Below are 26,109 nucleotides of genomic sequence, written 5' to 3' on the forward strand. Positions count from 1 at the left end.
AAAAGAGTCAGCAATGAGAAGAGTACACCCCGAGTTCGCCTTCCAGGCGCGCGAACTGGCCGAGCAGATCGAGGGCATCCTCGGCGACCCGCCGGACCGCAAGAATTACCAGGCGATGACGAAGGCGCTGGTGACCGAGTATGCCAATGGCGCCGGTATCGAAGACTTGAACATGATGGCGTTCGCGCTGGTCGACGTGATCGACATCGCCGAGCCGAAGACGCTGCTGGCCGATGCCGAGGACTTCGAGTTCGGCGATCCGGCGCGGGTGTTCGCGGCCGTGTCGTGCCCGGAAGGCGAGCCGGCCCGCATGCTCGAGGCGATCGAGGAAAACCATCCGGACCTGGGCCGCCAGGCCATCGTGACCGCGTTCCTGCACAAGCACCCGCGCATGTGGGACGACGACGATACGTCGCTCGACCAGCTGGCCGAAGGCGACGAAGGCGATGACGACGAGGAAGAAGGCGGCGCCAGCGAGGAATTCACCCAGATGTTCGACCAGGAAGGAGAGCGTTGATGTCCGACGAAAAGTCCAATCTGCCCGCGATCAGCAAGCAGGTTACCGAACTGGTGCTGGCCGGCTCGCTGAGCCACGCCGAGCAGGCATTCGCCGACGCGGCCGAGCAGCACGGCGACCTGGCCGTGGCCGAGGTGCTGCAGAACATTCCGCCGCATGTGACGGCGCTGCACATGGCCGGCTTCGATGGCGGCAAGCTGTCGCTGGCCACGCTGCTGGTGCCGCCCAAGGCGTGGGCCGACAGCCTGGCCTACATCGCCGCCACCTGGAACGAGGACATGATCGAGGATGATCCCGAGCGCATCGCCGAGGGGCTGTTCAATCACATCCACGGCGTGGTGTTCGGCACCGAGAACGAGGAGCGCCGCCGCGAACTGCTGCAGGAAGCTTCCGCCACCGACCATGGCGCGACCGTGTTCGCCATCGTGTTCTCGCTGGCACCGAAGGAAATGCTGGAAGTGGCCGGCGAGGTGATCTCGAAGGGCCAGTACATCACGGCGCAGTCGTCGTCCGACAGCGACGTGGTGCCGCTGGCTGTCGCTTTGGCGCAAGCCAGCGAAGATGGCTGGGACCGCGCGCTGTTCGAACTGTTCCCGGAATTCCGCCACAGTGCCGACCTGGCCGACGCCGAATACTCCGACGATCCGGACGACGAAGAACCGTCCGTGCTGCAGCGCTCCACCAAGGAGCTGCTGTACCGGCTGCGCAAGCAGGTGCCGAGCACCCGCAATGCCAGCGCGCGCGGCGGGCGCCGCAACCTCGGCACGGGGATCTTCTCCTGATGCTGCCGGCACTCGTACGCGAAAACCTGCCGAGACTCACGCGCGCGATCAAGCTGCTGCCGGGCGACGACCGCCCGGACGCGGCCTTGATGCTGGCCGACGAGCTGGCCGGCATCACGGCGATGGTCGCCGAGAAGTTCACCAACCACCGCACTTCCGAAGGCATCCAGAAGGCCGTCAACCTCACGGTGGGCGGTGTCTCGCTGGGCCTCGAGCAGCTGCTGGCGGTGGACAGCGACGAGGCCGCGCTGGACTTCCTCGTCGATAACGGTGCCGAGGCGGCATTCCAGGCCGGCTTTCGCCAGCTGAAGGACCTGGCCGCCATGCCGGAAGATACGCTGGTCGGCGAATACGACCAGGATCCCGTGTACGCGCAGCGTCGGCTGCGCGACATCTTCTTCGACATCTGCCTGACGGACCCGAACGCGAACTGGGATGGCCCGGCGCGCTACCAGGAACAGCTGAAGCAGCGGCAGGAAGCGCAGGCCGTGGTGCGTTTCGCCAACTGGCTGCGCCGCCACAACAGCGCCGGCGCCGTCAAGGATACCGACCTGAACGCGGAAGGCGTGATCGCGCTGGCGATCATCTTCGCCGTCGAAGGCGGCGGGCGCATCGTGGCCCGCACCGGCCAGAAGGATTTCGAACGCTTCGTGAAGGCGGTGCGCGCCAACAAGCCCGACTTCGAAGCCGGCTGGGCCGAACTCGTCGCCGCCGTCCCCGCGCAGCACCACGCCGTGCTGCTGAACCGGATCGACACCTACCGCAAGGGTTGCACGGTGCTGCAGCACATCCCGGGGCGCACGGCGATGAAGACCCTGTTCGCCGAGCTGGAGAACTACGCCGGCTCCGAGCTGGACGCCGATTACGACTGACGTGGCGACCAGCGCAGCAGACATCGCGGCCATTCCGGCTGACCTGATGCAGCTGGTCGAAGCGCTTCATCGGATTTCACCGAACCGTTTCCATGCGATGGTGAACAGGGCCGCCACGGCGGCCGAGTGGTACGACGCCGTGCTGGCGCTGCGCTATGCGGCCAACGCCAGGGAACTCAGGGATACCGGGGACGAGCGGGTGCACGGGCTGTGCGAGGAAATCCGGCGGCACGTGGCGCGCATCGATGACGTCTTCCAGATGACACTGCTGCCCGCATCGCCCGTGCAGCAACGCGAATGGGAAGGGGCGCTCGCGGCCGATGGCCATGCAAGGCAGGTGTTCCGCACGGACGGCTCGCTGCACATCAGCCTGCTCGACTCGGACTTGCGGGGGGCGGCATTGCACGTGCGGCGCGCCTGGAACCATGTGTGCAATTTCACCGGTTCCTGGACGGACTTCACGATCGGGCTGGACGAGGCCCAGGCGGCCGACTGGCAAGCCAGGCGTGCGCGATTGCGGGCGATGCAGGAGGCCATCGAAAAGCGGCGGCAGGCACGCTCGCCTTGATATGTGGGGACACCGGTGACGCAGGCATTCGAGAACTTCCTCAGGCAATTCCACATGACCGGCAGCGAGAAGGCGGATGGCTACAGCCGCGACGCCTTCGAAGGCCTGGCGGACCATGAAAAGACCACGGTCTTCGACATGCTGGTGCAGGAGCTTCCCTGGGCGTCCGACTGGCTGTTCCGGCTCGATCCCGGCAGGGCTCTGGCAGTGGCCACGGAGCTGGAGCCGCGCATGCGGGGGCGGAACTCCGGCGTGCACTGGCTGCAACGCCAGATCGTCGACCTTACCGGCGACCTGCGCTATCAGCAGCATATGATCGAGGACTATCCCGGCTACGACGAACGCGCGCGGCCCGGCGTGATCGCCTCCATCGCCTGCACCCCCGCCAGCGAAGCGGCCATCGCGTTCTTCAGGCAGGTCATCCTGGCCGGCGAGGAGGGCGGCGCGATGCATGCGGCGGCCCGGGCGCTGCTGCGGGCACTTCAGGTCCCACGCGCTTCGGCACAGGAGGAAGCGCATTATCTCGGGCTGGAGGCACAGTTGTGCGGCGCGGATCGGGAAACGAGGTCGGCGGCGATCGAGGCGCTGCGGCGCTACGGGCCGGATGGGACCGCAATCCGGTAATGCCGCCGGGCATCCGGGCCCGCCAGGTTCCCTAGGCCTCCTCTTGCGCGGCGGCCCTGGCCAGCGCCACGAATGCCGCCACCAGCGGCCCGCCGTCATCGCTGCGCTGCGCCAGCAGCAGCGCGGTCGTTGCCTGCGGGTCGGCCAGCGGCCGGTAGACCACGCCTTCCATGTGGATCCCCTCGAACGAACTGGGTAGCACCGAGATGCCGCAGCCGGCGGCGACCAGCCCGATGATGGTCGACGCTTCGCCCGCTTCCATCGCGATCTGCGGCGTAAAGCCCGCGGCCCGGCACATGCGGAACAGTTGCGGGTGGATGCCGGTGCCGGCATCCTTCGGGAAGATCACGAAGGGCAACCCTTCCAGGTCTTTCACGGTGATGGTTTCCATCGCCGCGATCGGCCAGTCCGCCGGCAGCACCAGCCGCAACGGGTCGTGGCGCAGGGTCGTCAGGGTGATGGTTTCGGGAATCGGCACGCTGACGGTGCGCACGAAGCCCAGGTCCAGCTCGCGTGCTTCCAGCTTCTCCAGCTGCGGCAGGGTGGCCATTTCATGGAAGGTCAGCAGCACGCCCGGATATTGCTGGCGGTAGCGCCGTACCACCGCGGCGAACAGCGTGGTGAACGGTGTCGAGAACGTAAAGCCGATGCGCAGCTCGCCCGCTTCGCCCCGCTGCGCGCGGCGCGCGGTTTCCTTGGCCTGTTCGGCCAGCGCCAGCACGCGCCGCGCGTCCGCCAGGAACAGCTTGCCCGCTTCCGTCAGCCGTACCCAGCGCTTGCTGCGCTCGAACAGCCGCGCGCCGACCTCGTGTTCCAGCGCCTGGATCTGCTGGCTCAGCGGCGGCTGGCCGATGTGCAGCCGCTCGGCGGCGCGCGTGAAGCTCAGTTCCTCGGCCACGGCGACGAAATAACGCAAGTGCCGCAGTTCCATGTTATCGCTTTAAAGTATTAATGGAGACTCAAATATATATTGGACGCTTATACCGGGCAAGCCTCCGATGGCTCCATCGTCGTTGAAAGCTCATCATGGAACGCCTCTCTCCCGCCAGCCCCGCCTTCCGGCGCACCAACCGCGCACTGTTCTTCGGCGGCTTTTCCTGCTTTGCCCTGCTGTACTGCGTGCAGCCGCTGATGCCGCTGCTGGCGCACCAGTTCGCGCTGACGCCGGCGCAAAGCAGCCTGTCGCTGTCGGTGTCGACCGGTGCGCTGGCCGTGTCGCTGCTGCTGTCGTCGATCGTGTCCGATCGTATCGGCCGCAAGGGCCTGATGGTGACCGCCCTGTGCCTGGCCGCCGTGATGACGCTGGTGTGCGCGCTGGCGCGCGACTACCCCCAACTGCTCGCGGCGCGCGCGCTGCTGGGCCTCGGGCTGGGCGGCATGCCGGCCGTGGCGATGGCTTACCTGAGCGAGGAAGTGGAACCCGAATCGCTGGGCCTGTCGATGGGCCTGTACATCAGCGGCAGCGCGTTCGGCGGCATGCTGGGGCGGGTCGTCACGTCCACCCTGTCCGACGTGTTTTCTTGGCGCGTGGCGCTGGCGGCAATGGGCGCGGCCGGCCTGTATGCGGCCTGGGAATTCTGGCGCAGCCTGCCCGAGTCGCGCCATTTCAGGGCGGCGCAGGGCGGACTGGCGGGCATGGCGGCCGGCCTGCGCCGCCATCTGGGCGACGCCGGCCTGCCATGGCTGTACGCGCTGGCCTTCCTGCTGATGGGCTGCTTCGTCAGCGCCTACAATTTCATCGGCTTCCGGCTGCTGGGCGAGCCGTTCTCGCTGCGCCAGGGGCTGGTCGGCGGCATCTCGTTCCTGTACCTGCTGGGCATCTACAGTTCCGTGTGGGCGGGGCGCCTGGCGGATCGCCTGGGCCGCCGCAAGGTGCTGTGGGCCACGCTGTCGGCGATGCTGGCCGGCCTGTTGCTCACGCTGGCCAACAACCTGGTGGCGATCGTCGCCGGCATGGCGCTGTTCACCTTCTCGTTCTTCGCCTCCCATTCGATGGCCAGCAGCTGGGTGGGCCGCCGCGCCCGCGCGCCGCAAGCCCTGGCATCGGCGCTGTACCTGTTCTTTTATTACCTCGGCTCGAGCGTGGTCGGCTGGCTGTGCGGCGTGCTGTGGGCCCATGGGGGCTGGCCGGGCGTGGTGGCGCTGCAGGCGGCATTGCTGGGTATCGGGCTGCTGGTCGCGTTGCGGCTGCGCACGCTGGTACCCGTGGCCACGGCACTGGTGGCGAAGCCCGCATGACGGGAAACTTGAGGCCTCTCAAGCAGGAGGCGGACTCAGGCAACCTTCGGCCGCGCGCTCCCTCCAAGCATGAACGGCGCATCCCGCTGCCGCGCACATCACGGAGAGGACCATGGGAGAACAGGAAATCCGCAGCCGCATCAGCAGTATCCAGCTTGTCATCGGCCAGGCCGCGCAGGCGCTGTCCGCCGAACGCAACCTGCCAGGGGAATTGCGCGACTACATCCAGAAGCTGGACCGGCAATCCGACCGCATCGCTGAAATCGCCGCGTTGCGCGACCGGGCCCGCATCGTCAAGCTGATCGCCGACATGGAACTGCTGGGTTCCCGCGCCCGCCGCGTGTGCGGCAGCGGCCTGCCGTTGTCGGCCCAGATGAAATCGGCGGTCAGCCGCATGCACAATGAACTGATCGACTTCAAGCTGCACCTGCATTGAGTTGGGGCGACGGCGCCGGCGGGCCACGGGCCCCGCTCCCGGGACGATGCCGTGGCGAACCCCGGCCTTTGGCATCGTCCCGCGGTGGCAACCGGCGCCTTACAGGGCCGCTTCGATGGTGAAGCGGCCTTTTTTTGCCCGCACGGATCCGCTTTTTGCCTTTTTCGCGGCGAGCATGGTAGTGTCGCAGCCATGTGGCACTATCCAACCATGATCGCGCACCGCGGCGGCGGCACGACCGCCCCGGAAAACACCATCGCAGCGCTGGCGGCCGGCCTGCGCCATGGCTATCGCGCGGTCGAGTTCGACGTGATGCTGTCGCGCGACGGCGTCGGCGTCGTCATGCACGATCCGGAGTTCGGCCGCACCGTGGCCGGCCCGGGCAGCGTTGCGGAAACCGACGCGGCCGCTCTCGCCAGGCTCGATGCCGGCGCATGGTTCGGCCCCGCGTTCGCCGGCGAGCCGGTCCCGCTGTTCGTGCCGTTCGCCGAGTACTGCAAGGGCCATGGCATCTGGATGAACGTGGAAATCAAGCCGGCGCCGGGCCACGATGCCGCCACCGGGCGCTATGTGGCCGAAACGGTGCGCCAGCTGTTTCCCGGCGAAAGCGACGCAGGCCGCTTGCCGCTGCTGTCGTCGTTCAGCCCCACCGCGCTGCGCGCCGCGCGCGCCGCGGCACCCGAACTGCCCCGCGCGATCGCCTTCGAAGGCTTGCCGGACGACTGGGAAGGGCAGGCCCGCGAACTGGGCGTGCTGTCGGTGCATGTCGACCATGCCAGGCTGACGCCGGCGCTGGCGCGCGCCGTGAAAGCGGCCGGTTTCGGCCTGTTTTGCTATACCGTCAACGATGCCGCGCGCGCCCGCGCGCTGCTGTCCTGGGGCGTGGACGCGATCTGCACCGACCGGATCGACCTCCTGCCAGCCGACTTCAAGTAGTGCCAAGCGTTATATAATCAACGTTTTGCATTTCAGCCAGGGCGCCCGCCCGCCTTCAGCCTGTCTCTAATAACCTGCACCAGCCAAATGAAATCATCCGAAATCCGCGAGAAGTTCCTCAAATTCTTCGAGTCCAAGGGTCACACGATCGTCCGTTCCAGCCCGCTGGTCCCTGGCAACGATCCGACCATGCTGCTGACGAACTCCGGCATGGTGCAGTTCAAGGACGTGTTCCTGGGCCTGGATTCCCGCCCGTATTCGCGCGCCACCACCGTGCAGCGCTGCGTGCGCGCCGGCGGCAAGCACAACGACCTGGAAAACGTGGGCTACACGGCGCGCCACCACACGTTCTTCGAGATGCTGGGCAACTTCAGCTTCGGCGACTACTTCAAGCGCGACGCGATCGCCTATGCGTGGGAACTGCTGACCAAGGTGTATGGCCTGCCGGCCGAGAAGCTGACCGTCACCGTCTACCAGGAAGACGACGAAGCCTACGACATCTGGGCGAACGAGATCGGCGTGCCGAAGGAACGCATCATCCGCATCGGCGACAACAAGGGTGCCCGCTACGCGTCGGACAACTTCTGGCAAATGGCCGACACCGGCCCGTGCGGCCCGTGCACCGAGGTGTTCTACGACCACGGCGCCGACATCTGGGGCGGCCCGCCGGGTTCGGCCGAGGAAGACGGCGACCGCTTCATCGAGATCTGGAACCTGGTGTTCATGCAGTTCAACCGCGACGAAGCCGGCAACATGACGAAGCTGCCGAAGCCGTGCGTCGATACCGGCATGGGCATGGAGCGCCTGGCCGCGGTGCTGCAGCATGTGCACAGCAACTACGAGATCGACCTGTTCCAGGCCCTGATCAAGGCCGCCGCCCGCGAAACCCACACGGAAGACCTGGAAAGCAAGTCGCTGCGCGTGATCGCCGACCATATCCGCGCCGCCTCCTTCCTGATCGTCGACGGCATCATCCCGAGCTCGGAAGGCCACGGCTACGTACTGCGCCGCATCATCCGCCGCGCGCTGCGCCACGGCCACAAGCTGGGCCAGACCAAGCCGTTCTTCTACAAGCTGGCCGCGGACCTGGACAAGGAAATGGGCACGGCCTATCCGGAACTGACGGACAAGCTGGCCTACGTGCAGCAAGTCCTGAAGACGGAAGAAGAGCGCTTCGGCGAAACGCTGGAAAACGGCATGAAGATCCTCGAAGCGCAGCTGGTCAAGGATCCGCACAAGCTCGATGGCGGCACCGCCTTCACGCTGTACGACACCTACGGCTTCCCGCTCGACCTGACGGCCGACATCTGCCGCGAGCGCGGCGTGACGCTGGACGAGGAAGGCTTCACCGCGGCGATGGAAAACCAGCGGCGCACCGCGAAAGCCGCCGGCAAGTTCAAGATGGCCGCCAACGTGGCGTACACGGGCGCGAAGACGAGCTTCGTCGGCTACGAGCAGCTGGTATTCGATTCGTCCGTGATCGCGCTGTACGCGAACGGTGCGCCGGTGCAGGAACTGAAGGCCGGTGAAGCGGGCATCGTGGTGCTGGACACCACGCCGTTCTACGCCGAATCCGGCGGCCAGGTGGGCGACCAGGGCATCATCCAGAGCGCCGGCGCGAAGTTCACCGTGGATGACACGCTGAAGATCCAGGCGGACGTGTTCGGCCAGCATGGCGTGCTGGAAAACGGCAGCCTGAAGGTGGGCGACAAGGTCTCCGCGCAAGTCGATACCGTGAAGCGCGCGCGCACCATCCGCAACCACTCCGCCACGCACCTGATGCACAAGGCGCTGCGCGAAGTGCTGGGCGGCCACGTGCAGCAAAAGGGTTCGCTGGTCGACCCGGACAAGACCCGCTTCGACTTCAGCCACAATGCGCCGCTGACGGCCGAGCAGATCGCGCAGGTGGAGGCGATCGTCAATGCCGAGATCCTGGAAAACCATCCGGTCAAGGCCCAGCACATGTCGTTCGACGACGCCGTCAAGCATGGCGCGATGGCGCTGTTCGGCGAGAAGTACGGCGACGAAGTGCGCGTGCTGGACATCGGTTCGTCGAAAGAGCTGTGCGGCGGCGTACACGTCACGCGCACCGGCGACATCGGCCTGTTCAAGATCGTCTCCGAAGGCGGCGTGGCGGCCGGTATCCGCCGCGTGGAAGCGGTGACGGGCGAGGGCGCGCTGGCGCTGGTGCAGGCAATGAACCGCCGCCTGAACGAAGCCGCCGCGGCACTGAAATCGACGCCGGAAGAGATCACTTCGCGCATCGGCCAGGTGCAGGACCAGGTCAAGGCGCTGGAAAAGGAATTGAACGCGCTGAAGTCGAAGCTGGCTTCCGGCCAGGGCGACGAGCTGGCCACCAAGGCCATCGACATCAAGGGCCTGAAGGTGCTGGCCGCCACGCTGGAAGGTGCCGACGTGAACGCGCTGCGCGAAACGATGGACAAGCTGAAGGACAAGCTGAAGACGGCCGCGATCGTGCTGGCGTCCGTCAACGGCGACAAGGTCAGCCTGATCGCCGGCGTCACCGCCGATTCGATCGGCAAGGTCAAGGCCGGCGAACTGGTCAACTTCGTGGCCCAGCAGGTGGGCGGCAAGGGCGGTGGCCGGCCGGACATGGCGCAGGCCGGCGGCACCAATCCGGCCGCGTTGCCGGAAGCCCTGGCCGGCGTGCAGGGCTGGGTGGAACAGCGCATCTGATGCTGTCGACCTGACGCATCCGGTCCGGCGCAAGCCGGCCAGGAAAGGCGGCCGCGGCCGCCTTTTTTTCGGCCGCGTCAATTGATTAAAGTGCAAGTTATGCTATACACTGCTCCCTTTGTGCCGGTTGCCGTGCGCCATGCCGCCGGCAGCGAACGCCGCGCATGGTGGCGCCGGGCCAGGCGCACCAGTCCTCGTCCTGGCACCGGTGGCATGTCCGGCGGCCCGGGGCAAGCGATGCGGCAGCGGCATAGCAAGGAGAATGAATGCGGATTGCATACCTGATACTGGCCCACGACCAGCCGGAACTGTTCGGCCGCCTGGCCCGTGCCGTCCACGCGGAAAACGTGGCGATCTACGCGCATATCGACGCCAAGTTCGACCCGGCGGTATTTGCCTCGGCTTGCGGCGACGTGCCCGTCGATTTCGTTCCCGACCCCGTGAAAGTGAACTGGGGCGGTTTTTCCCAGGTTGCCGCCATGCTCAAGCTGCTCGAACACGCGCTGCGGGCAGGCACGCACGACTACTACATCTTCCTCAGCGGCCGCGACTTCCCGCTGCATTCCCACGGCCACCTGCTGGAAGTGCTGCGCCGCCACCCGGGCCGCAGCTACATGAATTTCTATGCGCTGGCGGACGGGACGGACCAGGTCACCAAGATCCGCAACTACTGCTACCACGACCTGTATGCCAGGCTGCCGACGCGCTTCCTGCGCCGTGTCGCGGCCAAGGTCGTCAAGGTGGTCAGCGCCCGCCTGCCGGACCGCCGTTTCGTCGACGGCATGCAAGCCTACCGCGGCTCCACGTCCTGGTGCATCAGCCAGGACATCGCGCGCCATATCGTCGATTTCACGCACGATCCGCGCAACGGCCGGTTCCTGGAATTCTTCCAGAGCGTGTCCTGCAGCGACGAGATCTATTTCCAGACTATCGTGCTGAACTCGCCCCATGCCGCCACGCTGAACCTGTATGACGTGGATGGCCGGCGCCGGCCCGGCGAGATGAAGAACGAGAACAAGGCGTCGCTGCACTACATCGACTGGAATCCCCAGCGCGAAGACCCCGCCATCCTGGTCGACCGCGACTTCGAGCCGCTGTACTCATCCGGCAAGCTGTTTGCCCGCAAGTTCGACGCGCAGCGTTCCGCCAGCCTGCTGGACAAGATCGAGGCGGTGCGGGCCGGGCAGGTGCGTGCGGCGCACGGCATGCCAGTGTCCTGAGCGCGCGTCCGCGCCGATCCGACGTACACTCTGCTGCGCTGCGGTGGCATCGCATGACGCGCTGCGGCAAAGCCCGGTTTTCGCCTATACTGCGGTTTTCGGTCGCAGGCTTCCGCTTGTCTTTACTTTTGGGTATTATCTGTTGCAATTTTGCATCGAGCCGCGAAGTCTTTTGGTGCACCGCGTCACGACGCATTTTTTGGAGTAGACTGTCATGACTCAGCACAATCATTTGCGGGAATCTTGATGAGCGATACTTTACTCGACACCGAAACCATGGAATTTCACAAGGAAATCGATGCACGGGGCTTGAACTGCCCGCTGCCGATCCTGAAGGCGAAGAAGGCGCTGGCCGAACTGGAGAGCGGCCAGGTGTTGCGCATCGTGGCGACCGATCCCGGTTCCGTGCGCGACTTCCAGGCGTTCGCCAAGCAGACCGGCAATCCATTGTTGTCGCATGTCCAGCAGGGCGCTGAGTTCACTTTCCTGATGCAGCGCAAGTGACCCGGGGGCAGTGACGGCGCCGCCGCCGCAGGGCGATGGCATCAACAAGGGGACAGTTCCTGGCAGCAGGACTGTCCCCTTGTTGTTTCCATGGCTGAATCAGGCTCACTCATGGCCGACCCATGGCTGGCATTGGCGCCGGAAACGGAATTTTCAGTACCTGTCGAGCGACCCCGTCGAACAAGATTCGTTTTAGAGGACTGCTACTAACATGAAATCGTACGGTCGTGCTTTAATTCCGCCGTGGCCTGGAAAAACTTCTATAATCTAGCCCATTTCACTTATCACTTTTCCCAAAGGCATCCCATGAAAGTCCTGGTACCTGTCAAGCGCGTGGTCGACTACAACGTCAAGGTACGCGTGAAGTCCGACGGCACTGGCGTCGATATCGCCAACGTCAAAATGTCGATGAATCCGTTCGACGAGATCGCCCTGGAAGAAGCCACGCGCCTGAAGGAAGCGGGCAAGGTGACCGAGATCGTGGCGGTATCGGCCGGCGTGGCGCAGTGCCAGGAAACGCTGCGCACGGGCATGGCGATCGGCGCCGACCGCGGCGTGCTGATCGAAACGGCCGCCGACCTGGAGCCGCTGGCCGTGGCCAAGCTGCTGAAGGCGCTGGCCGACAAGGAACAGCCGCAGCTGATCATCCTGGGCAAGCAGGCCATCGACGACGATTCGAACCAGACCGGCCAGATGCTGGGCGCGCTGCTGGGCTGGCCGCAAGCCACGTTCGCCTCGAAAGTGGTGCTGGAAGACGGCAAGGTCACCGTGACCCGTGAAGTGGACGGCGGCCTGGAAACGCTGTCGCTGTCGCTGCCGGCCATCGTCACCACCGACCTGCGCCTGAACGAGCCGCGCTACGTGACGCTGCCGAACATCATGAAGGCCAAGAAAAAGCCGCTGGAAACGATCAAGCCGGAAGACCTGGGCGTGGACGTGACGCCGCGCCTGAAGACGCTGAAAGTGGCCGAGCCGGCCAAGCGCTCCGCCGGTGTCATGGTGCCGGACGTTGCCACGCTGGTGTCGAAGCTGCGCACCGAAGCCAAAGTCATCTAACAGTCGGCGAGCCCGAAACGCATATTTTCACCCCAGGTGCAAAACCTGGGGTCTGACCCGGCGGGTCAGACCCCTGCCTCTGCCTCTGGGGTAACAGACAAGGAAAAATCATGGTCGCACTCGTCATCGCAGAACACGACAACGCCAGCCTGAAAGGCAGCACCCACCACACCGTTACCGCGGCCGCGCAGGCCGGCGGTGAAGTCCATGTCCTGGTCGCCGGCGCCAACGCCTCGGCCGCCGCGCAGCAGGCCGCGCAGATCGCCGGCGTCAGCAAGGTGCTGCTGGCCGACGCGCCGCACTTCGCCGATGGCCTGGCCGAGAACGTGGCCGAGCAGATCCTGGCCGTGGCCGGCGCTTACTCGCACATCCTGGCCCCGGCCACCGCCTACGGCAAGAACATCCTGCCGCGCGTGGCCGCCAAGCTGGACGTGGCACAGATTTCCGAGATCACCAAGGTCGATTCGCCCGACACGTTCGAGCGCCCGATCTACGCCGGCAACGCGATCGCCACCGTTCAATCGTCCGACAAGGTGAAGGTCATCACGGTGCGCACCACCGGCTTCGATTCCGCTGCGTCCACCGGTGGCTCGGCCGCCGTTGAAAACATCGCGGCGGTCGCCGATTCCGGCAAGTCGAGCTTCGTGGGCCGTGAAGTGGCCAAGTCGGACCGCCCGGAACTGACGGCCGCCAAGGTCATCGTTTCCGGCGGCCGCGGCATCGGTTCGGCCGACAACTTCAAGGTCCTGGAACCGCTGGCCGACAAGCTGAACGCGGCCATGGGTGCCTCGCGCGCCGCCGTCGACGCCGGCTTCGTGCCGAACGACTGGCAGGTCGGCCAGACCGGCAAGATCGTCGCGCCGTCGCTGTACATCGCCGTCGGCATTTCCGGCGCGATCCAGCATCTGGCCGGCATGAAGGATTCGAAGACGATCGTGGCGATCAACAAGGATCCGGAAGCACCGATCTTCTCGGTGGCCGACTACGGCATCGTCGGCGACCTGTTCGAGATCGTTCCGGCACTGGTAAAAGAACTGGGCTGATTCCGCACGAGGGAACAAGCTGACATCGAGCCACGCTGGCCAGGCACCACCGCCCGGCCACCGTGGCTTTTTTTTTGGAGACGACAATGAGCTATACCGCCCCGATCAAAGACATGCTGTTCGTGATGAGCGAACTGGCCAACCTGGATGCCATCAGCGCGCTGCCCGGCTGCGAGGACGCCACGCGCGACACGGCCGAAGCCGTGCTGGAAGAAAACGCCAAGTTCGTCAGCGGCGTGATCGACCCGCTGAACCACGCCGGCGACAAGGAGCCCAGCTACTGGCACGACGGCCAGGTCACCACCACCAAGGGTTTCAAGGAAGCCTTCCGCCAGTTCGCCGACGCCGGCTGGCAAGGCTTGCAGCACCCGCAGGACTTCGGCGGCCAGGGCTTGCCGAAGCTGGTCGGCACGCCGTGCGTGGAAATGCTGCACGGGGCGAACCTGTCGTTCGCCCTGGTGGCGCTGCTGTCCGACGGCGCCATCGAAGCGCTGATGACGGCGGGCAGCGACGAGCAGAAGGCCACGTACCTGGAGCCGCTCGTGACCGGTAAATGGACCGGCACGATGAACCTGACGGAACCGCAGGCCGGTTCGGACCTGGCCGCCGTGCGCACCCGCGCCGAGCCGCAGGGCGACGGTACCTACAAGATCTTCGGCACCAAGATCTTCATCACCTACGGCGAGCACGACATGACGGAAAACATCGTGCACCTGGTGCTGGCGCGCACGCCGGATGCGCCGCCGGGCGTGAAGGGCATCTCGCTGTTCATCGTGCCGAAGTTCCTCGTCAACGCGGACGGTTCGCTGGGCGCGCGCAACGACGCGCACTGCGTCTCCATCGAGCACAAGCTGGGCATCAAGGCCAGCCCCACGGCGGTGCTGCAGTTCGGCGACAACGGCGGCGCGATCGGCACGCTGGTGGGCGAGGAAAACCGCGGCCTCGAATACATGTTCATCATGATGAACGCGGCCCGTTTCGGCGTGGGCATGCAGGGTATCGGCCTGGCCGAGAACGCGTACCAGAAGGCCGTGGCGTTCGCCCGCGACCGCGTGCAGTCGCGCGACCTGGCCGGCTCCAGCGGCCCGGTGCCGATCATCCACCACCCGGATGTGCGGCGCATGCTGATGTCGATGCGGGCGCAGACCGAGGCGGCGCGCGCGCTGGCCTACGTGGGCGCCGGCTTCCACGATATCGCCCACCACCACGAGGACGAGGAAACGCGCGCGGCGCACCAGGCCATCTACGAATACCTGGTCCCAGTGATCAAGGGCTGGTCGACGGAAATGAGCGAGAACGTGGCGCGCGACGGCGTGCAGGTGCATGGCGGCATGGGCTTCATCGAGGAGACCGGCGCCGCGCAGCACTACCGCGACGCGAAGATCCTGACGATCTACGAAGGCACCACGGCGATCCAGGCCAACGACCTGGTGGGCCGCAAGACCCTGCGCGACGGCGGCAAGGTGGCCAGGCACCTGCTGGCGCAGGCGCGCGCAACGGCCACCCAGCTGGGCGAACTGGAAAGCGGCGACCTGGCCGTCATCCGTGCGCGGCTGGAGCAGGGCGCGACCGACCTCGAAGCGGTGGTCGATTTCGTGCTGGCCAACGCGAAGAGCGACGTGAAGGCGGTGTTCGCCGGCAGCGTGCCCTACCTGAAGCTGGCCGGCATCGTGCTGGGCGGCTGGCAGATGGCGCGCGCCGCCCTGATCGCGCAGCAGAAGCTGTCGTCCGGCGCTGGCGATGCGTCGTTCTACCGCGCCAAGATCACCACCGCGCGCTTCTTTGCCGACCACTTCGTGGCGCAATCGACCGCGATGCGTGCCGCCATCGTCGAGGGCCACGCCGGCGTGCTGGCGCTGCCGGAAGAGATGTTCTAAGCCCGGGCAGGCCACCGCGCTGCAGTGACGGCAATCTCGCCGGACTGCAGCGCAGCCCCCCGGCACGGCGGCAACTCGGCGCCGAAGCAACGAAAGTTTCACCAAACTGTAGCGCTTGTTATGCAGTTTTGTAATGCCGGTTTAACACCGTAAAACCTTCCTGTACGCTTTCATGCGTTGCCTCTGGGAAATGAGGCGTCCCGCTCAGGCGGCCCGGTGCGGCCGCCGTTCCGAGATCAGTCATGAACCTGTCCGCCAGGAAGACCCTGCTGCTGGCCGTGCTTGCCGCCGGCTTCGCCAGTTCAGTCCACGCCGCCACCAATGCCACGCCGGTCCCCGTGCCGCGCTGGGAACAATTCCCCGGTGAACCCATCATCGTGTTCGGCGGTGGCGATTCCGTCGACCGCGATGGCCACGTGGCGTCGTGGAGCTGGAAGTTCGGCGACGGCACCACGGGCGCCGGCCCGGATGCTTCTCACATGTACGCCAGGGCCGGCACCTACCAGGCCACGCTCACCGTGAAGGACGACCGCGGCGCGAGCGCCAGCAAGGGCTTCGCCGTGACCGTGCAGCCGAAGCCGAACATGCCGCCGGAAGCGGCGGGCAGCGCAACGGCCACTCCCGGCACGCTGGCAGCCACGTTCGACGGCGGCGCTTCGCGCGACCACGATGGCCGCGTCGTCGCCTACGCCTGGACCTTCGGCGACGGTACCGCGGCCAAGGGCGCCAGGGTCAGCCACACGTACAAGGCACCCGGCACCTATCCGGCGCGGCTGACCGTCCTGGACGACCGTGGCGGCACCGCGTCCGCCGAGGTACCGGTCACCGTGGCTGGCAACCGTACGCCGGTGCCGATGGCCGTCGCGGTGCCCGTGTCGGGCAAGCTAGCCGTGGACTTCGACGCGGCCGGATCGTCCGACAGCGATGGCACCATCGCCAGCCATGCGTGGACGTTCGGCGACGGCGCGTCCGGCACCGGGACACGCGTTGCGCACACCTATGCCAGGCCGGGCACCTATGCCGCCACGCTGACCGTCAGGGATAACCGCGGCGCGACGGCGACGCTGGCACTGGCGGTGGACGTGACGGGCGCGGTGGCCGCCACCACGCCATGGGTCACCGGCTACTACGCCGGCTGGTTCTGGCACGATTACCAGCCGCAGAACATCGACATGAGCGCGATGACGCACGTGGTGTTCGGCCGCGTGGCGCCGGGCGGCGGCACGCTGGGCGGCAAGCCGGGCGAGATCGTGCCGGGCGCCGGTACGGCGCACGAAGCGGGGCAGCTCCCCGCCGGCGTGACCACGAAGAGCGTCGAGGATTACGTGGTGCAGCGCGCCCACGCGTCCGGCATCAAGGCCTTGCTGATGCTGGGCGGGAACGACGACGGACCCGGCTTCGCCGCGTCGAGCGCGCCGGCACTGCGGCAGACATTCATCGCCAACCTGCTGGCGTACCTGTCGGCGCACGATTACGACGGCGTCGACATCGACTGGGAAGACCGGCTCGAGACAGCCGCCGACCAGCAGCAGCTGATCGCCCTGGTCACGGAGCTGAAGGCGGCTGCCGCGTTCCACCCGCGCTACCGCGACCGGCCGCTGCTGGTGGCCTGGCCGACCAGCATCCTGAACATGAACTACGACGTGGTGCCGCCCTGGAAGGTGGAGATGGCGCAGCTGGTCGACCAGTTCAACATCATGACCTACCAGATGGCATTCGGCCATGGCGGCTGGACCACCTGGCACTTCGCGCCGATCGGCGGGCAGTCCGGCACCCATCCGAGCGACATCTCCAGCACGGTGCAGGCCTACATCGATGCCGGCATCGCGCCGGCGAAGATCGGCATCGGCATCGGCTTCTATGGCTCGAACTACACGGCACCGGCCACCGGCCCCGATCAGCCGGTGACCATGCAGGAATCGAACGACGCCACGTGGAGCTACGCGAACCTGGTCAACGGCGGCTTCCTGGCGGCCGGCACGTATGTGTGGGACGACGTGGCGCAGATGGGCTACCGCTACTACCCGGGCGGTTTCACGGGGCACGCGCAATACAACTGGGGTACCGCAGGATTCCTCAGCTACGAAGATCCGGCCAGCATCGCCGCCAAGGGCAGGTGGGTGCGCGCGAAAGGGCTGGGCGGCACGATCCTCTGGACCATCAACTACGGCAGCCCGGACGGCCTGAACAATCCGCTGCTGAATGCCGTGAAGCAGGCGTTCCTGCTGGGCGCCGACAGCGTGCAGCCGTTCGCCCGCATGACATCGGCGATGCCGTCCGCCACCGCGCTGCGCATCGATTTCGACGGTGGCGCGTCGCGCGACGTGCAGGACCGGCCGGTGGTGCGCTGGGACTGGAATTTTGGCGACGGCGCCACCGCCAGCGGGGCCACCGCCAGCCATACCTACGCAAAGGCGGGCGACTACCTGGTGACGCTGGCCGTGACCGATGCCGCCGGCGTGAGCGCGTCGACCATCGTCTCGGTGCGCGCCGATTTCCCGCCGCCGCCCGACACGCTGCCGCCGCTCGAACCGGTGCCCGCCGCCAACGGCGCGCTGCCGTGGGTGACGGCATACTATGCCGGCTGGTTCTGGCCGGACTATGCGCCGCAGCACGTGGACATGAGCGCGATGACGCACTATGTGTTCGGCCGCGTGGCACCGGGCGGCGGCACGCTGGGCGGCGCGCCGGGCGAGGTGGTGAAGGGTGCCGGCACCGCGCACGATGCCGGCACGCTGGGATCGGTCAGCACGAAGAGCGTGGAAGACTACCTGGTCGACAAAGCCCATTCGGCCGGCGTGAAGGCGCTGCTGATGATCGGCGGCATGGGCGACGGCCAGGGCTTCCTGCGCTCCACCGCGCCGGCCCTGCGCCCTGTCTTCGTGAAGAACGTGCTGGATTACCTGGAAGCCCATGGCTACGACGGCATCGACCTCGACTGGGAAGACGTGCTCGATACCGAGCAGGCGCAGTTCCGCCTGACCGCGCTGATCGCCGACCTGCGCGCCGGCGCGAAGGCGCGTGCCCGCTGGCGGGACGGCGGCTTCCTGATCACGTTCCCGAACTACGCGATGAACATGAACTATGAAACGGTACCGGCCTGGAAAGTGACCGTGGCATCGATCGTCGACCAGTTCAACCTGATGAGCTATGCGCTGGGCTTCGCGGCGGACGGCTGGAGCACCACCACGTTCAGCCCGATCGAAGGCCATACGGCCAGCCACCCGATGGACCTGGCATCGAGCCTGCAGGCCTACCAGAACGCCGGCATCGAGCGCGCGAAGCTGGGCATCGGCATCGGTTTCTACGGCATGAGCTACGCGCCGCCGGTGACGGGGCCGGACCAGCCGGTCACGCCCGTCAGCTCGAACGATGTGGCGTGGAGCTGGGCCAACCTGGTCAACGGCGGCTTCCTCGATCACGGCACGTACCACTGGGACGATACGGCGAAGATGGGCTACCGCGTCTACCAGGGTGGCTACCGGGGCACGGCGCACTACAACCGCGATCTGTCGGGCATGCTGACCTACGAAGACCAGAACAGCATCGCCGCCAAGGGCCGCTGGGTGCGCGCCACCGGGGCAGGGGGCGCCATCATCTGGACCCTGAACTATGGCAGCGCCGACGGCCGCACCAATCCGCTGATGGAGGCGGTCAAGGATGCGTTCCTGAAGTAAGCGGCGCCGGATTGGCGGCAGGCCGCGCCGGCGCTAGAATGGCCGCACGCCGAGCCCGGCCATTGCCGCCACCCACGCCGAGGAAACACATGGACCTGTCCACGCTGCTGCTGTTCATCCCCGCCTGCTTCGCGCTGAACCTGGCGCCGGGGCCCAACAACCTGCTATCGATCAGCAATGCCACGCGCTACGGTTTCCGCGCCGCCTGTGTCGCCGGGCTGGGCCGGCTGCTGGCGTTCGCCGGCATGATCGGACTGGCGGCGAGCGGCCTGGCGGTCGTGCTGCATGCGTCGGAAACCCTGTTCTACGCGATCAAGGTGGCGGGGGCCGTCTACCTGTTCTGGCTGGCCTGGCAGTTGTGGCGCGCCGGGCCGGGCGAGGAGGGCGCGGCCGCCACCGGCGACGGCGGGTTCGTGCGGCTGGCCCGCCAGGAGTTCCTGGTGGCGGCCGGCAATCCGAAAGCCATCCTGATCTTCACCGCATTCCTCCCGCAATTCGTCGACCCGGGGCGGCCCATGATGCCCCAGTTTGCCTTGCTGGGCTTGCTGTTCCTGGTCTTCGAACTGGTGGCGATCGCCATCTACGCGGCGATCGGTACGCGGCTGCGGCAATGGTTCGCGCGCCCGCGCGGCCGGCTGGTCTTCAACCGCGCCTGTGCCGGCCTGCTGTCCGGCGCCGCCGTCGGCCTGTTGCTGGCGCGGCGCGGCAGCGCTTCCTGATATTCTTGCGGGAAACTGAGAAAGGATGAGCAGGATGAGCGTATTTCGAAGGAAGACCACCGCTGCGCTGTTTGCTTCGCTGTTTGCTTCGCTGGCCGCGCCCGCCGTGGCCGCCGATGCCGATTGCCCGGACTGTTTCCCCAAGCGCTGGATCTACTATGGCGGCAATGTCACCGTGCCGGCCGATGTCGAAGTCCTGAAAAAAGTGATCGCCGATGCGGCGGTGCACGGCTACAACGGCATCGCGGTCAATACCGCCGGCGATGGCGGCTACCAGATCTTGCTGAAGCCCACCGGGAAGACCGCCTTGCTGCGCAAGAACCTGGCCGAGCTGATTGCGCTGGCCGCGTCGCAAGGGGTGGAACTGATTCCGGTAGGGGGCGGTCCGGCGATTCCCACGCTGCTCAAGCCGGAGCTGGTGGAAGCGCTGCCGGCCAGCGCGCCGTTCACGGTGCGGCAAGACGTCGCCACGGTGAGCGGCGCCAACCTGGTCACGAACGGCGACTTCGCCAGCGAGGCCGGCTGGGCCCGCGATGCCGCCTGGGTGAAGCTGGACCGCACGACCGACCACACCGGCGGCTCCGCGGCCTCCGGGTCGATGAAGATGTCGCCGTCGAACGCCGGCCCGGCCTACAACTCGCGGGTGTATCGCCGCTTCGACCTGGCGCCGCACAAGGCTTACCGCCTGTCGTTCTGGCTGAAGGCCAGCCCGCGCTATCCCACGTCGAAACTGTTCATCCAGATCCTGGCGGAAGGCAAGAACGTGCCTGTGTACCGCAATGCCTCGTCCAACCTCGGCTGGGGCAGCAAGCCGGATGGCACATGGAACGAGCGGGGCAATTCCGATCCGAAGATGTTCAGCGCCGGCCAGGACTGGAAGAAGTATGACCTCGAGTTCAACACCGGCAACGCGTCCTGGGTCACGTTCTATCTGTCCAACCAGCGCGCGGGCGATCCGTCGACGGCGGTCTGGGTCGACGACATCGAGTTGCGCGAAATCGGCCTGGCCCATCCGGTGCGGCGCCCCTCGCTGCCGCTGGTCGTGAAAGGGAAGGATGGCACGGTGTACCGGGAAGGCAGCGACTATGCGGTCGGCGCGGAAAAGCTGACGATCCCGCGTGGCAGCCGCATCCGCGATGGCCAGGTGCTAGACGTGTCGTGGTACCAGTCGGCGGAAAACCTGGTGTCGCGCTGGGGTACGCCGGCCACCGCCTGCCGGGATGAATACTTCGATATCCAGAAGGCGTATTACGACGAGATCAACAAGATTTTCGGCGGCAAGTTTCCCGGTTCGAAGGTCGACCGGTATTTCATGTATTACGACGAGATCCGCGTGATGAACTGGGATCCGGGCTGCAAGCCGCCACCGAAGACCGCCGGAGAATACCTGGCGCGCATGGTCAACGGCGTCGGCGCGCGGCTGACCGGCTACCGCCGGCCCGTGGAAAAGCTGGTGTGGAACGACATGTTCGATCCGTCGATGAACGCGATTCCGCGCTACTGGCAGGTCAACGGCGACCTGAGCAAATCCTCGGTCGCGCTGGATCGCAGCTTCGTCGTCGTCAACTGGACCGGTGGCTCGATCATGACGCCGGCTGAAGACGAGGGGCGCCGCGCTTCGGTGAGGCGGTTTGCCGACCCTGGCCACAAGCAGGTGATCGCCCTGTACTACGATAAATTGAGCAGCGTGAACAACTGGCTCGGCGTGCTCGGCAAGCAGTTGCCGCCGGGGATGGACGGGGTCATGTACACCACCTGGGTGGGCGCCGATTATGCCGGGTATGCCCACCTCGGCGCCGTCGCGGACAAGCTGCGCGAACGCATGCCCGGCAAATGGCCGGCCAAGCGGCGCTGAAGCGGGTCAGCCGCGCGGTCCGGTGACGGAATCAGCCGCGCGGTCCGGCCGTGAAACTTGCCGGGAAATCCGTCACGAATCAGCTGCGGATCAGCTGCGAATCAGCCGCGAATCAGCCGCAAATCAGCCGCGAACCAGGGTGCCGCCCTGGCGGCGCACCCGGTCGCCCTTGCGCATGTGCGGATCGTTGGCGAAGCTGTACGACGCGGTACGGCCGTTTTCAAACCGCACATTGACGTTCCAGGTCTTGACCTTCTTCATCTTGCCTTCGATGTGCTTGCCGGCGTAGGCGCCACCGACGGCGCCGGCCACCGTGGCCAGGTCGCGGCCGGTGCCGCTGCCGATCTGGTTGCCCAGCAGGCCGCCGGCAACACCGCCGACGATCACGCCCGCGGCGCCGCCCTTGCCATCCTTTTCCACCACGCGCACGCCCGTCACCTTGGCGCAATCATTGCAGGTGCGCTTCTTGTGGTGCGGATCGGCATGGGCGCCGGCCATCAGCGTGGACATGGCGAGGGTGGCGAGAACGGTGCGCAGGATACGGGATTTCATGGTTGCTCCAGGAATGACAGATGGGCGCAGTATAGGTGGGCTGGCACCTCGTATGGCTGAGCAAATTGTAATCTCTTGTAAATCAGCAATTAGCCGGATCGGCAATCAGCCATGCCGGCAATGGGCCGAATCAGCAATGAGTCGAATCAGCAATGGGTCGAATCAGCGATGAGTCGAATCATCATGAGCGCCGGCCCGCCAGGCATGCCGGCCCGCGGCGCCGCGAATGGCCCTTCAACCGTACGCGCCGCCTGTGTACAGCAAGTCGAACAGGCGGGCGAGCGTGGCGATGAGCGTGCCGGCGCCGACCATCAGCGTGGCCACCAGGATCACGGCGAGCGGCCAGCGGGAATCGCTGCGGCGCGCGGAGCCGCTGTTATGGGCGGCATCCCATTTCTCGTCCGCCATCAGGCCCAGCACCAGCGCTTCGAGGAAGCCCGCCAGCATCGACAGCGTCAGCGGCAGGTACCAGAAATACCAGTCCGCCTGGGGCGCGGCCCCCATCACGATGCCGCAGGCGGGCAGGGAAGCCGCATGCAGCCAGCCCCAGCGGTCATTGAATCCCTTCAGGTAGAAGCGGTGAATGCCCAGCCCGCCCAAGGCGAAGGCAAGCAGCGTGGCCAGCGTTTTGTTTTTATGCGACATGCGCGATCCATCCCTGGGTGGCGAAGTTTTCGGTAACTGCACAGTATCGGGCAAAATCCGCCACGCGTGTCGGCCGGTGCGACAGCCGATACCGCAAGGAAGCCAATTTGCGATTGCCCATCGGGGCCATATCAGCGATAATCATGGATTGCCCCAACTCTCACTATTGTCAATAATTCTTGCTGGGCAATGAGGAAGCACGCTATAATCGGCGGCTTTTTCCGACTCAGTACACTTTTTGGAAATATTATGGTCGTTATTCGTTTAGCTCGTGGTGGTGCCAAGAAGCGCCCTTTCTACAACATCGTTGCAACCGATTCCCGCAATCGTCGTGACGGCCGCTTCGTCGAGCGTATCGGTTTCTTCAACCCGATGGCTTCGGGCAAGGAAGAACTGCTGCGTATCGCCGCTGATCGCCTGTCGTACTGGCAAGGCGTTGGCGCACAGCTGTCCCCGGCTGTCGAGCGTCTGGTCAATTCGCAAAAAGCAGCAGCCTAAGTTTTCACGGGTTCGAGCGGTTTGAGCGGCAAGAGCGAAGCCGGGAGCGTTCCCGGCGATCTGGTACAGGTAGGCTACATCGCCGGTGCCTATGGTCTGGTGGGCGGAGTGCGGATTCGTCCGTTCTCCACGGATGCCGATGCCTTGCTGCACGCGAAAACCTGGTGGCTGGACAAGCCGGGCCTGCGCGACGTTGAAGTCAAGCGGGCCAGGATGCATTCCGGTGACGTGGTGGCGACGCTTGTCGAAATCACCGACCGGGACGCGGCGGAAGCGCTGAAGGGCGCCGCGGTCTTCATCCCGCGCAGCCAGTTTCCGCAGCTGGAAGATGAAGATGAATTTTACTGGGCCGACCTGATCGGCCTGGAAGTCGACAACCTGCAGGGCGAACGCCTGGGCGTGGTGCACGACATGATGAGCAATGGACCGCAGTCGATCCTGCGCATCAAGGATCCGGCCAACCCGGAATCCGATGAGCGCCTGATCCCATTCGTGGACCAGTTCGTCATCAAGGTAGACCGGGAAGCGAAGAAGATCGTCGTGGACTGGGGCCTCGATTTCTGAACGCCGGTTTCCGATCCGCCTTCCAGTCCGCTTGATAGTCCGCTGATCCAGTCCGCTTGTTTAGTCCGCTGATCTGGTCCGCTTGTCTAGCCTGCGCTTATCCAGCCTGTTTACCGAGCCCGCTTCATCCATGCAGTTCGACGTCGTCACGCTGTTCCCCGAAATGTTCGCCGCGCTCACGCAGTCCGGTGTCACGCGCCGCGCGCACGAGCAGCGCCGGTGGGGCTTGAACCTGTGGAATCCGCGCGATTTCACGACCGACAACCACCGCACCGTGGACGACCGGCCTTATGGCGGCGGGCCCGGCATGGTGATGCTGGCCAAGCCGCTGGAAGCCACGATCGCGGCCGCGAAACGGCGCCAGGTCGTGGCCGGGCTGCCGGCGCCGCGCGTGGTGTTCATGTCGCCGCAAGGCCGGCAGCTGACGCACGGCAGGGTGATGGAGTTGAAGAACGAGCCCGGGCTGGTGATTTTGTGCGGCCGCTACGAAGCGGTGGACCAGCGCTTGCTGGACCGCTGCATCGACGAGGAAATCAGCCTCGGCGACTTCGTGCTGTCCGGCGGCGAATTGCCGGCGATGGCGCTGATGGATGCGGTGGTGCGGCAGTTGCCCGGTGTGCTGAACACCGATGCTTCGGCCGTCGAGGACAGCTTCGTCAATGGCTTGCTGGATTCGCCGCACTACACGCGGCCCGAGGTGTACGAAGGCGTGGCCGTGCCGCCTGTGCTGATGGGCGGGAACCACGCCGAGATCAACAAGTGGCGCCGCGAGCGCATGCTCGAAGCCACCGCGCGCAAGCGCCCCGACCTGCTCGACAAGGCCCGCGCCGCGGGGCTGTTGAGCCGGCAGGATGAAAAGTTTTTGGCAGGTTTAGCAAAACCTGTCTCGTCGTAGCAGTAACCGTGCGGGCCGGTAACGGTCCGCTTGTTCAAACCCATCCTCTACCGGGCAAGCCAACAGGCTGCGCCGGCAAGATGGCAACAGGAGTCATACAATGGATCTGATCCAGCAACTCGAGCAAGAAGAAATCGCCCGCCTGGGCAAGAACATCCCCGACTTCGCCCCTGGCGATACCGTGGTGGTGAACGTGAACGTGGTCGAAGGCACGCGCAAGCGCGCCCAGGCTTACGAAGGCGTCGTGATCGCCCGCCGCAACCGTGGCCTGAACTCGAACTTCATCGTTCGCAAGATCTCGTCCGGCGAAGGCGTCGAGCGTACCTTCCAGCTGTATTCCCCGCTGATCGCTTCGATCGAAGTGAAGCGTCGTGGTGATGTCCGTCGCGCCAAGCTGTACTACCTGCGCGAGCGTTCGGGCAAATCCGCACGTATCAAGGAAAAGCTGCCGAACCGCCGCGCTGCCGTTTCGGCACAAGGCGAGTAATCGCGGTCTTCGGCGAAGTCCTTCGCCGTCGATTGAAAGGGTGCCCTTGCGGCACCCTTTTTTTTATCCGCCGCGCCCATACTTGCCAGTATTGCCACCTGGCGCCGGCTCCCTGGCGCCGCTACCTGGAGACCACCTTGGCCAAGCCGTTCTTCGATCCCGCGCTGCTTCCCATCGACGCCATCGCCGGCGAGCCACCGTTGCCGCCGGAACGGCTGGCACCGGGCTGGCTGCGCGAACGCTTTGCGCGAACGGTCGACTGGTTCCCGGAAACGGCCGACGAATCGCGTGGAACGCGGGCCAATCCCACCCCCGCCTCGGTGCTGGTGCCGCTGGTGTTGCGCCCCGCGGGAATCACGGTACTCCTGACGCGGCGTACCGCCCACCTGAACGACCATGCCGGCCAGGTCGCCTTTCCCGGCGGGCGCGCCGAGCATGACGATGCCGACGCCGTCGATACCGCGCTGCGCGAAACGGAAGAGGAGATCGGCCTGCACCGCCGCCACATCGAGATCCTTGGCACGCTGCCCCTGTATCACACCGGTACCGGCTACGCGGTGACGCCGGTGGTGGCGCTGGTTGCCCCGCCGTTCGAGCTGAAGGCCGACCCGTTCGAGGTCGCCGAGATCTTCGAAGTGCCGCTGCGCTTCCTGATGGACGGTGCCCATCACGAACTGCGTTCGGCGCTGCCGCCAGCTGCCGGCGCGGGGCAAGACCGGCAGGCGAAACGCACCTTCTACACCATGCCCTACGAGGGCCATTTCATCTGGGGCGCCACTGCGGGCATGCTGCGCAATCTGTTTCATTTCTTGCGCGCTTAAGCTATCGTAGCGCACATTGCACCCCA

25 protein-coding genes are annotated in these 26,109 nt (G+C 65.9%); 22 read left to right on the forward strand and 3 right to left on the reverse strand.

The annotated features are described in order from the left end of the window. The first annotated feature begins 13 nt into the window (after positions 1–13). Genes OU994_RS08455 through OU994_RS08475 form a run of 5 tightly spaced genes read left to right on the forward strand, consistent with a single transcriptional unit; the run spans position 14 to position 3,363 of the window. Positions 14–517 carry a hypothetical protein gene (locus OU994_RS08455; RefSeq protein WP_131147284.1) on the forward strand — a complete coding sequence of 168 codons (504 nt, stop codon included), beginning with the start codon at positions 14–16 and terminating at the stop codon, positions 515–517. Then, positions 517–1,299: a hypothetical protein gene (locus OU994_RS08460; RefSeq protein WP_281610391.1), complete on the forward strand. Its 783-nt coding sequence runs from the start codon at positions 517–519 to the stop codon at positions 1,297–1,299. The genes OU994_RS08455 and OU994_RS08460 overlap by 1 nt, the downstream gene beginning before the upstream one ends. After that, positions 1,299–2,171: a hypothetical protein gene (locus tag OU994_RS08465; RefSeq protein ID WP_281610392.1), complete on the forward strand. Its 873-nt coding sequence runs from the start codon at positions 1,299–1,301 to the stop codon at positions 2,169–2,171. The genes OU994_RS08460 and OU994_RS08465 overlap by 1 nt, the downstream gene beginning before the upstream one ends. 1 nt (position 2,172) lies before the next feature. Continuing rightward, the gene (locus OU994_RS08470) at positions 2,173–2,739 is read left to right on the forward strand and encodes a hypothetical protein (protein ID WP_281610393.1); all 567 of its coding nucleotides are present in this window, start codon (positions 2,173–2,175) and stop codon (positions 2,737–2,739) included. 15 nt (positions 2,740–2,754) lie between these two features. Continuing rightward, on the forward strand, positions 2,755–3,363 hold the full coding sequence (locus OU994_RS08475; RefSeq protein ID WP_281610394.1) for a hypothetical protein: 609 nt from the start codon (positions 2,755–2,757) through the stop codon (positions 3,361–3,363). Positions 3,364–3,394: 31 nt separating this feature from the next. Here OU994_RS08475 and OU994_RS08480 read toward each other — a convergent pair whose 3' ends face one another. Then, on the reverse strand, positions 3,395–4,294 hold the full coding sequence (locus tag OU994_RS08480) for a LysR substrate-binding domain-containing protein (RefSeq protein ID WP_281610395.1): 900 nt from the start codon (positions 4,292–4,294) through the stop codon (positions 3,395–3,397). A 95-nt stretch (positions 4,295–4,389) separates the two neighbouring features. On the opposite strand from OU994_RS08480, the gene OU994_RS08485 reads away from it, so the two are divergent. From OU994_RS08485 to OU994_RS08540, 12 genes are all read left to right on the forward strand, one after another. Beyond that, entirely contained in the window at positions 4,390–5,601 is a 1,212-nt protein-coding gene (locus OU994_RS08485) for an MFS transporter (RefSeq protein WP_281610396.1), read from the forward strand. A 112-nt stretch (positions 5,602–5,713) separates the two neighbouring features. Continuing rightward, positions 5,714–6,037 (forward strand): hypothetical protein, encoded by a 324-nt coding sequence (locus OU994_RS08490; protein WP_281610397.1) that lies wholly within the window; start codon positions 5,714–5,716, stop codon positions 6,035–6,037. A gap of 192 nt (positions 6,038–6,229) precedes the next feature. After that, positions 6,230–6,973 carry a glycerophosphodiester phosphodiesterase gene (ugpQ, locus tag OU994_RS08495; RefSeq protein ID WP_281610398.1) on the forward strand — a complete coding sequence of 248 codons (744 nt, stop codon included), beginning with the start codon at positions 6,230–6,232 and terminating at the stop codon, positions 6,971–6,973. A gap of 87 nt (positions 6,974–7,060) precedes the next feature. Next, on the forward strand, positions 7,061–9,670 hold the full coding sequence (gene alaS, locus OU994_RS08500) for an alanine--tRNA ligase (RefSeq protein WP_281610399.1): 2,610 nt from the start codon (positions 7,061–7,063) through the stop codon (positions 9,668–9,670). A gap of 266 nt (positions 9,671–9,936) precedes the next feature. After that, positions 9,937–10,890, forward strand: a complete 954-nt coding sequence (locus tag OU994_RS08505; protein ID WP_281610400.1) for a beta-1,6-N-acetylglucosaminyltransferase — start codon at positions 9,937–9,939, stop codon at positions 10,888–10,890. Between the two features lie 276 nt (positions 10,891–11,166). Further along, positions 11,167–11,394, forward strand: coding sequence for a sulfurtransferase TusA family protein (locus OU994_RS08510; protein ID WP_130190229.1), 228 nt, complete (start codon positions 11,167–11,169; stop codon positions 11,392–11,394). 306 nt (positions 11,395–11,700) lie between these two features. Further along, on the forward strand, positions 11,701–12,450 hold the full coding sequence (locus tag OU994_RS08515) for an electron transfer flavoprotein subunit beta/FixA family protein (protein WP_281610401.1): 750 nt from the start codon (positions 11,701–11,703) through the stop codon (positions 12,448–12,450). Positions 12,451–12,560: 110 nt separating this feature from the next. After that, positions 12,561–13,493, forward strand: coding sequence for an electron transfer flavoprotein subunit alpha/FixB family protein (locus tag OU994_RS08520; protein ID WP_281610402.1), 933 nt, complete (start codon positions 12,561–12,563; stop codon positions 13,491–13,493). An 86-nt stretch (positions 13,494–13,579) separates the two neighbouring features. Beyond that, a complete protein-coding gene (locus OU994_RS08525) occupies positions 13,580–15,370 on the forward strand; it encodes an acyl-CoA dehydrogenase (RefSeq protein WP_281610403.1) in 1,791 nt (596 codons plus the stop codon). Positions 15,371–15,612: 242 nt separating this feature from the next. Next, positions 15,613–19,047, forward strand: coding sequence for a PKD domain-containing protein (locus OU994_RS08530; RefSeq protein ID WP_281610404.1), 3,435 nt, complete (start codon positions 15,613–15,615; stop codon positions 19,045–19,047). An 89-nt stretch (positions 19,048–19,136) separates the two neighbouring features. Then, the gene (locus OU994_RS08535) at positions 19,137–19,766 is read left to right on the forward strand and encodes a LysE family translocator (RefSeq protein WP_281610405.1); all 630 of its coding nucleotides are present in this window, start codon (positions 19,137–19,139) and stop codon (positions 19,764–19,766) included. 34 nt (positions 19,767–19,800) lie between these two features. After that, positions 19,801–21,621 (forward strand): hypothetical protein, encoded by a 1,821-nt coding sequence (locus tag OU994_RS08540; RefSeq protein WP_281610406.1) that lies wholly within the window; start codon positions 19,801–19,803, stop codon positions 21,619–21,621. Positions 21,622–21,744: 123 nt separating this feature from the next. Here the strand turns inward: OU994_RS08540 and OU994_RS08545 are convergent, their stop codons facing one another. Together OU994_RS08545 and OU994_RS08550 are read right to left on the reverse strand one after the other, a co-directional pair. Then, positions 21,745–22,173: a glycine zipper 2TM domain-containing protein gene (locus tag OU994_RS08545; RefSeq protein ID WP_131147269.1), complete on the reverse strand. Its 429-nt coding sequence runs from the start codon at positions 22,171–22,173 to the stop codon at positions 21,745–21,747. Between the two features lie 234 nt (positions 22,174–22,407). Beyond that, positions 22,408–22,818, reverse strand: coding sequence for an NINE protein (locus OU994_RS08550; protein WP_131147268.1), 411 nt, complete (start codon positions 22,816–22,818; stop codon positions 22,408–22,410). Positions 22,819–23,067: 249 nt separating this feature from the next. Here OU994_RS08550 and rpsP point away from each other — a divergent pair, with 249 nt between their 5' ends. The 5 genes from rpsP (at position 23,068) to OU994_RS08575 (ending at position 26,083) form a co-directional block, all read left to right on the forward strand. Beyond that, positions 23,068–23,316, forward strand: coding sequence for a 30S ribosomal protein S16 (rpsP, locus tag OU994_RS08555; protein ID WP_131147267.1), 249 nt, complete (start codon positions 23,068–23,070; stop codon positions 23,314–23,316). A gap of 21 nt (positions 23,317–23,337) precedes the next feature. Beyond that, complete coding sequence (rimM, locus tag OU994_RS08560) at positions 23,338–23,880, forward strand: ribosome maturation factor RimM (RefSeq protein WP_281610407.1); 543 nt, start codon at positions 23,338–23,340, stop codon at positions 23,878–23,880. A gap of 130 nt (positions 23,881–24,010) precedes the next feature. Then, positions 24,011–24,775 (forward strand): tRNA (guanosine(37)-N1)-methyltransferase TrmD, encoded by a 765-nt coding sequence (gene trmD, locus OU994_RS08565; RefSeq protein WP_281610408.1) that lies wholly within the window; start codon positions 24,011–24,013, stop codon positions 24,773–24,775. Positions 24,776–24,875: 100 nt separating this feature from the next. Further along, a complete protein-coding gene (gene rplS, locus OU994_RS08570) occupies positions 24,876–25,262 on the forward strand; it encodes a 50S ribosomal protein L19 (protein ID WP_131147264.1) in 387 nt (128 codons plus the stop codon). A 137-nt stretch (positions 25,263–25,399) separates the two neighbouring features. Beyond that, entirely contained in the window at positions 25,400–26,083 is a 684-nt protein-coding gene (locus OU994_RS08575; RefSeq protein ID WP_131147263.1) for a CoA pyrophosphatase, read from the forward strand. The last annotated feature ends 26 nt before the right edge of the window (positions 26,084–26,109 follow it).

Source organism: Pseudoduganella sp. SL102 (genome assembly GCF_027856995.1).
Lineage (GTDB): Bacteria > Pseudomonadota > Gammaproteobacteria > Burkholderiales > Burkholderiaceae_D > Rugamonas > Rugamonas albidiflava.

Coding starts and splice junctions, on each gene's coding strand:
- OU994_RS08455 (WP_131147284.1), top strand. CDS start 14: ATGAGAAGAGTACACCCCGAGTTCGCCTTCCAGGCGCGCGAACTGGCC.
- OU994_RS08460 (WP_281610391.1), top strand. CDS start 517: ATGTCCGACGAAAAGTCCAATCTGCCCGCGATCAGCAAGCAGGTTACC.
- OU994_RS08465 (WP_281610392.1), top strand. CDS start 1,299: ATGCTGCCGGCACTCGTACGCGAAAACCTGCCGAGACTCACGCGCGCG.
- OU994_RS08480 (WP_281610395.1), bottom strand. CDS start 4,294: ATGGAACTGCGGCACTTGCGTTATTTCGTCGCCGTGGCCGAGGAACTG.
- OU994_RS08485 (WP_281610396.1), top strand. CDS start 4,390: ATGGAACGCCTCTCTCCCGCCAGCCCCGCCTTCCGGCGCACCAACCGC.
- OU994_RS08490 (WP_281610397.1), top strand. CDS start 5,714: ATGGGAGAACAGGAAATCCGCAGCCGCATCAGCAGTATCCAGCTTGTC.
- ugpQ (WP_281610398.1), top strand. CDS start 6,230: ATGTGGCACTATCCAACCATGATCGCGCACCGCGGCGGCGGCACGACC.
- alaS (WP_281610399.1), top strand. CDS start 7,061: ATGAAATCATCCGAAATCCGCGAGAAGTTCCTCAAATTCTTCGAGTCC.
- OU994_RS08505 (WP_281610400.1), top strand. CDS start 9,937: ATGCGGATTGCATACCTGATACTGGCCCACGACCAGCCGGAACTGTTC.
- OU994_RS08510 (WP_130190229.1), top strand. CDS start 11,167: ATGGAATTTCACAAGGAAATCGATGCACGGGGCTTGAACTGCCCGCTG.
- OU994_RS08515 (WP_281610401.1), top strand. CDS start 11,701: ATGAAAGTCCTGGTACCTGTCAAGCGCGTGGTCGACTACAACGTCAAG.
- OU994_RS08520 (WP_281610402.1), top strand. CDS start 12,561: ATGGTCGCACTCGTCATCGCAGAACACGACAACGCCAGCCTGAAAGGC.
- OU994_RS08525 (WP_281610403.1), top strand. CDS start 13,580: ATGAGCTATACCGCCCCGATCAAAGACATGCTGTTCGTGATGAGCGAA.
- OU994_RS08530 (WP_281610404.1), top strand. CDS start 15,613: ATGAACCTGTCCGCCAGGAAGACCCTGCTGCTGGCCGTGCTTGCCGCC.
- OU994_RS08535 (WP_281610405.1), top strand. CDS start 19,137: ATGGACCTGTCCACGCTGCTGCTGTTCATCCCCGCCTGCTTCGCGCTG.
- OU994_RS08540 (WP_281610406.1), top strand. CDS start 19,801: ATGAGCGTATTTCGAAGGAAGACCACCGCTGCGCTGTTTGCTTCGCTG.
- OU994_RS08545 (WP_131147269.1), bottom strand. CDS start 22,173: ATGAAATCCCGTATCCTGCGCACCGTTCTCGCCACCCTCGCCATGTCC.
- OU994_RS08550 (WP_131147268.1), bottom strand. CDS start 22,818: ATGTCGCATAAAAACAAAACGCTGGCCACGCTGCTTGCCTTCGCCTTG.
- rpsP (WP_131147267.1), top strand. CDS start 23,068: ATGGTCGTTATTCGTTTAGCTCGTGGTGGTGCCAAGAAGCGCCCTTTC.
- trmD (WP_281610408.1), top strand. CDS start 24,011: ATGCAGTTCGACGTCGTCACGCTGTTCCCCGAAATGTTCGCCGCGCTC.
- rplS (WP_131147264.1), top strand. CDS start 24,876: ATGGATCTGATCCAGCAACTCGAGCAAGAAGAAATCGCCCGCCTGGGC.